At 61.0% G+C, this 11,522-nt stretch carries 5 protein-coding genes; 2 read left to right on the top strand and 3 right to left on the bottom strand.

Annotated elements, in window-relative coordinates; genetic code table 11:
• Positions 1 to 26 precede the first annotated feature (26 nt).
• From IB279_RS35090 to IB279_RS35080, 3 genes are all read right to left on the bottom strand, one after another.
• Positions 27 to 2,120 (bottom strand): TonB-dependent receptor, encoded by a 2,094-nt coding sequence (locus IB279_RS35090; RefSeq protein ID WP_192341033.1) that lies wholly within the window; start codon positions 2,118 to 2,120, stop codon positions 27 to 29.
• Positions 2,121 to 2,277: 157 nt separating this feature from the next.
• Entirely contained in the window at positions 2,278 to 3,561 is a 1,284-nt protein-coding gene (locus tag IB279_RS35085) for an MFS transporter (protein WP_192341031.1), read from the bottom strand.
• 82 nt (positions 3,562 to 3,643) lie between these two features.
• The gene (locus IB279_RS35080; protein WP_090298815.1) at positions 3,644 to 4,186 is read right to left on the bottom strand and encodes an aspartate 1-decarboxylase; all 543 of its coding nucleotides are present in this window, start codon (positions 4,184 to 4,186) and stop codon (positions 3,644 to 3,646) included.
• Between the two features lie 346 nt (positions 4,187 to 4,532).
• Between IB279_RS35080 and IB279_RS35075 the strand changes: the two genes are divergently transcribed.
• Complete coding sequence (locus tag IB279_RS35075; RefSeq protein ID WP_192341029.1) at positions 4,533 to 8,495, top strand: SDR family NAD(P)-dependent oxidoreductase; 3,963 nt, start codon at positions 4,533 to 4,535, stop codon at positions 8,493 to 8,495.
• 21 nt (positions 8,496 to 8,516) lie between these two features.
• Positions 8,517 to 11,504 (top strand): type I polyketide synthase, encoded by a 2,988-nt coding sequence (locus tag IB279_RS35070; RefSeq protein ID WP_192341026.1) that lies wholly within the window; start codon positions 8,517 to 8,519, stop codon positions 11,502 to 11,504.
• Positions 11,505 to 11,522: the final 18 nt, after the last annotated feature.

Below are 11,522 nucleotides of genomic sequence, written 5' to 3'. Positions count from 1 at the left end.
CGCGTGACGTCGCCATCTTCAGGCTGTCAGAACTTCGCGGTCATGCCGACGCCGACGGTGCGCCCTTGGCCAACCACAAGCCCGATCGCGGATGGTGAGAGGAAGGAACCGAAGGCTTCGTATCGGTTGTCAAAGACGTTGCGGGCAAAAGCATAGACCTCGAGATTGTCCTTACGAAAGCCGGTCGATAAGTTCACCAGACCGTAGTTTTTCAGGAAGGTATTGTTGACCGGGTCGGCCGCGCGTCGGCCAACGAACTGGTACTCCGCGGTTCCGAACACCTCACCATTGATGAAGCCGTTCTCGACGGGATGGTTGACGTCAAGCGCCGCATTGGCGGTCCACTCCGGTGCGTTGGGAACCTTGTTACCGCTTCGCACGCCTGCTGGGTCGCCCGCCGGCACGTTCTTGAGCTCGGCATGCGTATAACCGACGCCGCCGCGCAGAGAGAGCCAGTCGTTGGCGGCAAACCGCCCTTCGAGTTCGAAACCCTTGGTCTCGTAGTCATAGGGCAGGATGGTGAAGCTCTGGGTCGCGACACTGTAGTTGTAGGTGGGGCCGTTCTTGACGTCGTTGAAGAAGACACTGCCGTAAAGGCTCGCCCGATCGTCGAGGAAGGATAGCTTTGCACCCGCCTCATAGGCCCAAGAGGTCGCGGGGTCGAACGGCGTTTCCGGCAGACCAACGGCCGCGTTCGTCATGAACACGTCAAAGCCACCGGAGGAATGCCCCCTACCGATGCTGACATAGGTCATCAACTCGTCCGTCCACTCGTAACTAAGTGACGCGCGCCCAGTCGCGTAGGTCTCGCCAGTCTTTCCGTCCTGGTTGAAGAATGGGACCGTGCCCGGAAACCCGTTGGAGACGTACCGTCCCTTGTAGTCCTGTTCATCGCGGGCAAAACGAAGCCCGGTCGTCAGTTTGAGACGGTCCGCCAGCGGCACAGTCACCTCGCCGAAAGCGCCATAAGTCTGACTGTCGAGCGATGCGTCGAACGTGCCGTTCGCATAGGGCGAGAAGCTTCCGACGATGTTGCGAAGCTGATTGTAGCCGGAGCGGAAGTAGCTCACGCCGCCCACCCACTGAATCTCGCTGTCCTCGTAGGAACTCAGACGCACCTCCTGGCTGAAGATCCGCTCGCGCTGCGCCAAGCGGGCATGGTCGGTGGCCGGATTGGCGAAGAACGACGGGGGCAGCCCGAAGAGTGCCGAATAGAGATAGGAGTCCGTCGTGTCGACGATGTTCACAGCATTGATGCGCTGCCCGCCTGTGACCGATGTCAGCCGCCCGAACTCGAATTCATGCTCGACGGTGAGAGTGCCGCCGAGAATGTTGCGGCTGGCTTCCTGGTGAATGTCCGTACCGCTGATAGGATATTTGGGATGTCCACGCAAAATGAACTGCGGCAGGTTGACCATCCCATTTTCATAGAAGCCGCTGAAGGTCACTGTTGTGCCTTCGGAGCCTTCCCATTTCAGCGTGCCGCGCGCGGCCGACAGGTCGCGGTTACCGTCCTTGCCACCGATGATGCCGTTCGGAATGTCGCCGTCGAAATTGCTATAGCGCACCGCGCCACGGGCGTAGAGTTGATCGGGTATCAAGGTCCCGCCAGCAACGAGATCGACGAAACGATAGCCATCGCTGCCGACCTCAGCCCGGGCCAACGCCTCGGGCGTACCGTCGGCCTCGTTGGTCACGACGTTTACAACGCCACCGAGCGTGCTGCGTCCATAGAGCGAGCTCTGTGGCCCACGAACGACCTCGATCGTCTGCACATCGAGCGGCTGCATTCCGGCGCCGAGCAAGGTTGTCGGTGCGCCGTCATAATTGAAGGTTACCGTCGTGTCGGTCGAGTTCAGCGGACGGATGAGAGCGCCCATACCGCGCATGGTGTAGGAGGCCTGCGTCGGGTCGCCGATGTCGGCAAAGTAGAAGTTCGGCGCCGACCGCGTGATCGAACCAGGCGCATCGGCAACCGTGTTACGCAGGTCGTCCGCTGTCAGCACGGTGATGCTCAGCGGCACACGAGCAATGTCTTCTTCGTGCTTGCGCGCCGTAACGACGATGCCTTCGAGAACCGTGGTATCTCCGTTGGCCGTATTCGGTTTCTCTTCGGACAATGGTTTCGGCGCTGGTAGTCTCGCCTGCTTCCCCTCCTGTGCGATCGCATTTGTGGCCATTAGGCTCACGAGTACCGAGCAGACTGAGGCATTCAGGAGATGCATGCGGTAGTCCTTTGACACGATCTAGTCCCTTTCGACCATCGTACTGAAATTGCTAGGAGATATGATGCGGGGTTGCAGCCGCCGGCCGTCCGGCGGCAAAGGCAACGATGGCGGCGGCGACAAGCAGGAATGCAGAAAGCAGGAAGACGAGCGAATAGCCAATGACACCTGCAACCAGGCTCGCGCCAAGGCCCGCGCCGATTGCAAGGGCGGAGTCGACGCTCTGCAGCAACGAAAAATCCGTGCCCGCCTGATGTGCCGCGCACCACCCCATCATCTTGACGAACAGGCCGACATAGGCGAGCGCGAACAGCGCGCTTTCCAGTATGACGAGAACGATGATCGCTTCGACGGCATATGACGGCTTGCCGATGGCAACGCCCCAGAGCCCGACGACGCAAGCGGCATGAAGCAGCGCGAACAGGCAGAGGAAACGGGATACGCCGAGCCCGCGAATGAAGATCGGGCCGATCACAGCACCGCAAATCCCGGCGATCACGGTTCCGATGCCGACGACCCATGAAACCGTTGCCAGCGACAGACCTGCGTCAATCATGAAGGGGCCCAGCAAGGACGCCGCCAAGCGTCCGCCGAGCTGGTAGAGGACGAGGAACCCTATTCCTGTAACCAGTTGCGGACGCCGGAGCGCGCCGAGCAAGCTTGGCGCGGGATGGTTTTCCACTCGAAACGCTGGAGCAGAAAGGGAGCCCGAAGCGACCTTCACCACGGCGGTCAGGACCGCCAAAATGAAGGCCAAAACACCCATGGCGACAGACCAACCGAACGCCACGTAGAGCGGCAACCAGGCGCTGGCCCCGAGAACGTAGCCGACATAGGTTCCTGCGACTTGCGTGCTTCCGGCAATCCCGCGGCGGCTGGTGGGGACCGCTTCGATGGCGAGCGCATCCGTCGAGATATCCTGAGACGCGATGACGACCATAACCAGGAGCAGCGCGGCCGCCATCCATGCGGGATTGAAGGTTTGAGAGAGGTTTTCCGGATTCAGCAGTGCCGCACAAAGGAAAATCAGCACGAGTGAAACTTGGCAAAGGTGGATGACGGCGAGGCGTCTGGTCGCCAGGCCCATTGACCACCGATCCATCGCCGGCGCCCAGAACGGTTTCAGCACGAGCGGCGAGAACAACAGATATGTCAGGCCGATCTGGGCAAGCGGGACGCCCTTGTCGCGCAGAATCGACGGCAGCACGAATTGTGCGAGGCTGGCGGTGAAGCCTTGCGCCGCATAGAGAATTCCAAAAACGGAGACAACGGTGACCGCGGTCACGCTCCGCGCCGCTGCAGCCGCTCTTTCGTCGGCCAGATCATTAACTGCCATGGAGCGATACCACCCTCTTGCCACTGGCCGCAGGAAAACACGCGGCCAGGCGAACCGAGCCGCGTGCCTTCAGAATTTTTTTTCAAAGGACCGATTTCAGATGACGCGAAACGACGTCCGCGACAGCGTGGTCATCAAGCCCGCGCTGCCTCAGATCCGTCGTGAATGCGTCCACGTCCACGGATCCGATCTTGCGGACGTTTGCGCGGGTCGGCGGCTCGATCACCATACGGAAATCGAATGCGCGCTCCGGCGTCTGGTTGACTTCGTAGTGCAGAACTTCCTCGACTTCGTTTGAAGGGCCGAAGGTAAGGACCTTGGGCCGGATGTCGTAAAGCTGCTGTTCCGGAATGTAGGTCGAGGCGCAAATGATCAGAGAGTCGCCCTTCTGGCAATTGCGGGCAGACGGTCCATTGAGGACGCAGCAACGCGACCCCGGATCGCCATAAATCACGTAGGTGTACCAACGCGCGCCGTTGCTCTTGTTGAAGAGATCGACGAATTCCAGAGGTCGGATCCCCGCCTGTTCGCATTGATCGGGGTCCAAGGTGATTGAGCCGTGATAGTCGAGATCGGATCCGGTTACCCGAATGCCATGCATCTTTGCCCTTACAACCTGTAGCATAGAAAACTCTCCGTCGACGTTTAATCAAACGGTGAATTAAGAAACATGACTATAAGAGTCAACAAATATTTCGCGGTAACGGCTGAACTTTTTTGCGGTGCAAAAAGTCACACTTTAGAAGCCCTCAAAAGTAGCAAACGGCGAAACATTTATTCTTGACTCTTCGAATCATGTTTTCTATAGGAATCGTCTGCAAGTTGGAAATGGCCCAACTTATCCATTGATTGTATTGCGCTTTCCAAAAAAATAATCCGCCGGCGACCTAAAAATGCCGCCGACGCGATCGCTGACAATGCTCGTATAAATTGATCACAGATTGATGACGTCTGTGGCGTGAGGAGCGTTCATGAACCGCGTAATCATCCAATCCGATTTCTGCGAAGGCGATGTGACGAAACTTGATTTTTCCTCTTCGCTCGGCGAGATCGAAGCGCTCGCAAAAAGTGTATACAATGTTGTCGACGCGGCGCTGCTGGGCGACCGGCTCTTTGTCGTAGCGCGTGATACCGGCGGAAGCCCCGAATTGGTCGAACGCCTGGCCAAGCAATTGGGCGGAGCCCTCGACAAGCTGGACGTCATCCTTGTCAACGCCATCCCGCGTACGCCATGCGGGAGTGTCGACACCCGGTCGCTTGAGGCGATCGCTCCCATTTCCACTCGTATCGTCGGGGCTCTTACGGGCCATTGCCAAGCGCTTCCCACCCTGAGGCGGATAAGAACCGCTCCTGCGCTGCGTCACATCGACGACGTCACCACCCCTAGTCCATTGCTCGGGGAGTTGTACGAGGCGGTGACGCTTGACCGTCTTGCGGTTGGAACGGACGTGATCGACCGGCCGGCCTCCTATATTGACGGTGATGCTGTACCCCCCACGGAGGAAACGATCGCAATCGTTGACGTCCTCGAAAGGGCAGGGCGGACGAAAGGAGGTATTCGTTTTCTTTCAACGACCGGCACAAAACACATTGCCTACAGCCAGTTTCGAGACAGGGTCGTGCAACGCTCCGCGGCATTGCGCGCGGAAGGCTTCGGGCCGGGACAAAGCTTGATCCTTTGCCTCCGTGACGCCGAAGACTTTGTTGTCGCCTTCTGGGCATGCCTGCATGCTGGCGTGACCGCGATCCCGCTTCGACCGCCGCGCCAATGGTCCGAGGAGGACCCTATAGCCAGGCGTTTTCGCCATATGTTCAGCCTTCTCGACGCGCCGGCGGTTCTGGCCGACTTGCCCGACCATGATGGTATCCGCGCCGTCCTGTTCGGCGCCGATCTCCCCTCTCCGCATTTGCCGGTGGCAGCTGAAGGCCATGCCTTCGCTTCCCCGGCTTATCAGTGGCCGGCCGCGCAGGCGGCGATGATCACCTTTACGTCCGGCAGCACCGGCCTGCCGAAGGGCGTTCCGCTCAGCGCCGCCAACCTAGTCTCCACGCCTCTGAACCTGCGGAAGAGTCTCCACCTCGCGTCAGGCGACGCTCTTTTGAGCATCATGGCACTCGACCATGCCGGTTCGCTCGTCGGTTTTTGCGGGGCAGCAATCTGGTCCGGCGCCGATCTGGTCGTTGCTCCGCTCGACCCTGTACTTGCGGAACCATCGCTGCTGGTTGAATGGCTCGCGCGCGAGCGCATCACGCACTCCTGGGCACCGGACTTTCTCTGGCAATTGCTTGCCGGGGCCGCCGCCGCAAACGAACCGACCGATCTCACGCGGCTGAAAGCGCTGATATCGGGCGGAGAGAGCGTTCGCCGGGAAACATTCGTCAAACTCAAGCACGCGCTTGAATGCCACGGCGTCTCTGACAACATTTTTCGGACCGCCTGGGGCATGTCGGAGACGACGTCCTTCATGACGCTTTCCGCCCCTTGGGACGATGGTGAAAGCCACGCGGTGAAGGGCGGTATCCTGGACAACGGAAGACCGCTTGGCGGCAACGCGTTCCGGATCGTCGATGCGGCGGGAAACACGCTACCGGAGACGATGACGGGACGCCTTCAGGCACGCGGGGTTTCGGTGTTTTCGGGCTATTCGAAAAACCAGGAGCTTTGCCACACCGAAGACGGTTGGATGACGACAGGCGACCTTGCCGAGATGCATGATGGGCGCACCATCATATGCGGGCGCGAGAAGGAAATGCTGATCGTCAACGGTCAGAACATTCCGCAGGTCGAAATCGAAGGGCAAATCGAACGGCTGGAGGGCGTTCTGCCGAACCACATCGTCGCCGTTGCTACGCGCAATGTTCTCAGCGAGCGCGAAGAACTGATCGTCTTCGCGGTACCGGTGGATGAGGATTTGGCGGACGAAGAACGAGCCGAACTGATCAGGCAGATTGCCGGAACGGTCTCGGGGTTCTGCGGCGTCAGACCCGCCCATGTCCTGCTTGTCGCACGCGCCGACATTCCGAAGACCGGAATAGGCAAGCTTCAGCGCAGTCTGCTTCGAAAGCGTTTCGAGAGGGGGGATTTCGCGGCCGAAGTGCGAGCCAACGACGTTCTGCTGCAAGGCGAAAGGCATGTCTTGGCCGATGTGCGGCAGCCGTATTGGGAGTCGATACTCCCGACGGGTGGCGAATTCCGGCTCTCGCAACGCTCTTTCGTTCTTCTCGGCGACGAGCTAGGCGAAGTCGCAGCCCTGCTTTGCAAAGACGGTGCGCAGGTGATCGAGACACAGGCGGAGAACCTCGAGCTTCCCACGACTCGAGATGATCTTACCATTATCGACGCTCGCCCTCTGGCGATCCGACCGGACGATGCCGCCGCACTCCATGCTGCCGTCGCCGGTGTCGCCACGCTCTGCGTCGAGTTAGTACGGCAAGGCGTCTCGCGAGCAGAACTGATTGTCGTAACCCGTCAGGGCATGACCCTCGTCGACGATCGTGCGACCCGTCTGCCGGCAGGCGACGTCGTTTTTGGCGCCATCAGCGCCCTTCATGCCGAGAGCCCGGGCCTGACGACCCGTCTCGTGGATATCGACACCGAAAGCCGAGCGGCGGTCATCGTCCCCTGGATAAGGGCGCGACTTCCTGCGAGAGCCTTGGCCTTCAGGCAGGACAGCTGGCGCGCTCTGCGTCTCGGGCCACCGATCGGCCGAAGCGATGCCAAACACTTTTCATCTCTCTCAGCCGGTGACGTGGTTCTCATCACCGGCGGTCTCGGGCGCATCGGACGGCATCTGGCGCGCCGCCTTGCCGTTGTTGGTGGTTGCCGCGTGCTCCTCGCCGGGCGCCGCGCGTCCGCTCAGATTGCCCGGGACCTCGCCGAGGTGTCCGAGCACGCCGACGGTCGTATTGCCTATGTCCAAGCAGACATTCGCGATCCCGCCGCGGTGGTGCGAGCCTTCGAGTTTGCGCAGGAGAAATTCGGGCAATCACCCGCGTTCGTTCTCCATTTTGCCGGCGAAACCGGTCGCTCTCCGATCGCTTCGATCGATGAAGCGACGATCGAAGCATTCCTCGGCGCGCGCATCGATGGTACCGCCAATCTCACCCGAAGCCTCGACTCCCATGGCGGCGGTACACTGGTCACGTTTTCATCGGCCTTTGCCTACATCGGTACGCACGACCACCTGGCGCGTTTGGCGGGGGAGGCAGCACTTACAGGTATGGCTACCCGTTTGACACAAGCATACCTAAACGTGCGGCAGGTTTGCCTCGTTAGCGCGCCGTGGCTCACCGAAGAACAACCCCAGGGGTTCAGCAGCTACTTGCGCCGACAAGGGCTGCATGCGCTTTCACCTCTTCAGGGAGCGGCGGGCATCGCCGTCGCCCTCGCTTCGACCGAGATCTCGGCCGTTACGACGCTCGGAATAGACAGTGGGTCCGCGGCCTGGGCGGATTTCGCCTTCGCTCCGGCAAGCGGTATCGAGGAAATCTCCGTCGAGAGCGAAACGGCTCGCAGCGCTTGCCTTGCTGTTCTCGATGAACTAGCTCCCGGACATGTTTTCCCCATTGCCGTGGTCAACCGGCCGGCCGCGCGGACGGACAATGCCGGCCAGTTGGTCGGCATCATCATCGAGGTCTGGCAGGATGTGCTCGGCAGCGACCGGCCCTTCCATCCAGACCTCAATTTCTTCGATGCCGGCGGCACCTCGATCGCAGCGACGAAGGTTCACGCGCGCCTTGTTGCCAACGGATTTGAAACCGTCGGCCTGATCGACATCTTCGTGCACCCTACACCGAATGCGCTCGCAGCGTTCCTGGACGCCCGTTCCAACACAGCCCCCGTGCGGGGGAATTCCTTGCTGGACGAGGCCCGGCGTCGCCAGAAACGTCGACAGGTCGCGCGGCGCGACCGCAAGCCTGCACCACGCGCTTGATTGCAATCATACGAGGACGACATGCTTCACAATCCCACGCACGGCATGACCACTGATCCAGCCGCTGCTGATCAGGCCATCGCCATTGTCGGCATGGCCGGTAGGTTTCCGGGGGCCGACGACATCGAAGCCTTCTGGAAATTGCTTCGTGAGGGCGGTTCGACCCTCAGGACGCTCGACCGTGACACGCTGAAGGAAAACGGCCGTAGCGACGAGGAGATCGAGGGCCCGGGTTTCGTGCCCGTCGGCGGCCACATGGACGATGTCAGCCGGTTCGATGCCGCCTTCTTCGGCTTCACGCCGCGCGAAGCCTCCTTCATGGATCCGCAGCTGCGCGCAATGCTCGAGACCGCCTGGCATGTTTTCGAGGATGCGGGCAAGGACCCGTTCAGGAACGGCACCAACACTGGCGTCTTCGCCAGCATGAAGATCAGCAGTTATCTGCTGCGCAATCTGGTGCATGAACTGGAACGTGGCGGCACCAACATCGAGACGCTCTGCGTTACCATGAATGGCCAAGACTACGTTGCTACCTGGATCGCCTACAAGCTTGGCCTGACCGGGCCGGCCATGAACGTGCAGACAGCTTGCTCCAGCGGCCTTTCCAGCGTGGCCATCGCCTGCCAGCATCTGCTCGACTACGGCTGCGATACGGCACTTGCCATCGCCGGTGCGATTACGGTTCCGCAGAACCGCGGCTACATTGCCGAGACGGACAGCATCCTCGCTAATGGCGGTGCGTGCAGGCCCTTCGACGCTTCGGCCGACGGGACCATCTTTGCAGACGGAGTAGCGGGACTTCTGCTGCGGCGGCTGGACGACGCCGTCGCCGACGGAGATCGTATCGTTGCGGTCATTCGCGGCTTCGCCATGAACAATGACGGCAATCGCAAGGTGAGCTACAGCGCCCCGAGCGCCGACGGCCAGGCAGAGGTCATCGCTTCCGCCCTCGCCATGTCGGGCCTCGATCCGGCCGATATCGACTACATTGAAGCGCATGGGACGGGGACACACCTTGGCGATCCCATTGAATTCACGGCTCTCGACAGGATCTATGGCGGCATCGAGCGGGAAGATCCCTGCACGATCGGCGCCGTCAAGGGCAATGTCGGACACACGGCCGAGGCGGCGGGCGCGGTCGGATTGATCAAAGCTGCACTCGCTGTCGAACGTGGTTTCATCCCCGCCAACGCCAATTTCGATAGGCTGAATCCGCATATACGCCTCGAAGGACGCGGTTTCCGGATTGCGGACCAGGCGATCGAATGGCAAAGGGCAGGTTCAAAGCGCCGCGCAGCCGTGAGTTCGCTTGGTTTCGGCGGAACCAATTGCCACATCGTATTGGAAGAGGCGCCGGCCCCAGCACCCATTGCCGCACGCGCGCAAGGTCCGCAGACCCTAGTGCTTTCCGCGCGCTCGCGCGACGCGCTCGACCGTCTTCGCACCCGTTACGTCGGCAAACTGAATGGTCTTCATCAGGACCAGCTGGCTTCGGTCTGCCATACTGCGCTTGCCGGACGGGCTCATCTGCCCTGGCGGCTTGCGGCGAGCGGAAGTGATGCTGTCTCTTTGCGCCGCGCGCTGGCAAGCCAACTCCTGCCATCGGCGAAAATCACGGATGCCCCTCGCCTCGCATTCATCTTCGGCGGTCACGGTATCGAGAGTTTCGGCAATCTTTCATCGCTCGCCGCGCATGTTCCTGCGTTCTCCGATACCCTCAACGAAGGCCTCGCCTTGCTCGGCGAGCGAGGAGAACCGGTGCGGCGGACACTATTCGACCAAGCCATTCTGGTCGGTGCGGAAGCGGCAGTCCTGCAAACAGCAATCGTGCTGCATGGTATCGCCATCGCACGAGGGTGGCAGTCTCTCGGCGTTCAGGCGGATATTGTCGTCGGTCACAGTCTCGGTGAAATTGCCGCCGCTCATATCGCCGGAGTATTCGACCTGAGTTCCGCGCTCGACCTTGCCTGGGCACGTGGCTCGGCGATGCAAACCTATGCCGAATCCGGTGCAATGCTTGCCGTGACCACCGACGAGGAAAAGGCACGCGCACTTGCCCATCAGCATCGTCTCGACGGAGTGCTGGTCGTTTCGGTGATCAACGGTGACAGCCAGTGCGTTATTTCCGGCGACCTCGCCTCGGTCAACCGGCTCGCCGCCGCCTGCAAGGACGGCGGTATCAAGGCCAAGCGACTGCCTGTCGCCTATGCCTATCATTCACCCTTCATGCGGCGCGCGGCGGACGCGATGTCCTCAGCGGTTGCCCGAATTCCTTTCCGCGCACCGACCCTACCGATCATTTCGGGCATGAAGGCGACCCACGAGGACGGCTCCGAGATGGCGACGGCAGCCTATTGGCGCGATCAGATCGTTCAGCCTGTGCGGTTCCGCGACGCTATCCTGGCACTTGCCTCCCAAGGCATCACCACCTTCCTGGAACTGTCTGCGGAGCCGCTCTATGCGGCGGCCGCCCGCGCGACGCTGACAGCCAAATCGGTCGACGCGGCCGTCATATTAACCGCGGACGGCGAAACCAACCCGGCTTTGGCTTTCGAGAGCGCACGTGGCCGACTGTTTGTCGCCGGGCATGCGGCTCAATCGAGCTCCGCCGGCGGGTGGGCCGACCTGCCCAAGTACCCGTTCGCCGAGACACGCTTCTGGATCGATCCGGTCAAGCGCGAACCCGCTTCCACTCCCTTTCCCGCGGTTCAGTCGCTGGCGGACGTCGCCTCATCTCGACAAGACGGCGAGCCCCCTGAGGAAGATGCCCTTCTGCGTGAATTGAGGGCGATCTGGAGCGAACGGATCGGCACCTCGGTTGCGGCCGACAGCGATTTCTTTGCGCTTGGCGGCAGCTCGATCGTCGCCTTGGGCATTCTCGCCGACATTGAGATGGCGCTTGGCATTCGCCCGCCCCTGACGAGCTTCCTCGAAGCGCGAACGGTGCGTGGCCTCGCCGACGTCATCGAGCAGATGCTGAATGCCGAACTTTTGCTTGAAACCGCCTGACACAACACGGACCCGAAA

It is taken from the genome of Ensifer sp. ENS06 (genome assembly GCF_014852205.1).
Taxonomy (GTDB): domain Bacteria; phylum Pseudomonadota; class Alphaproteobacteria; order Rhizobiales; family Rhizobiaceae; genus Ensifer; species Ensifer adhaerens.
This window is presented reverse-complemented; position numbering and strand designations above follow the sequence as displayed.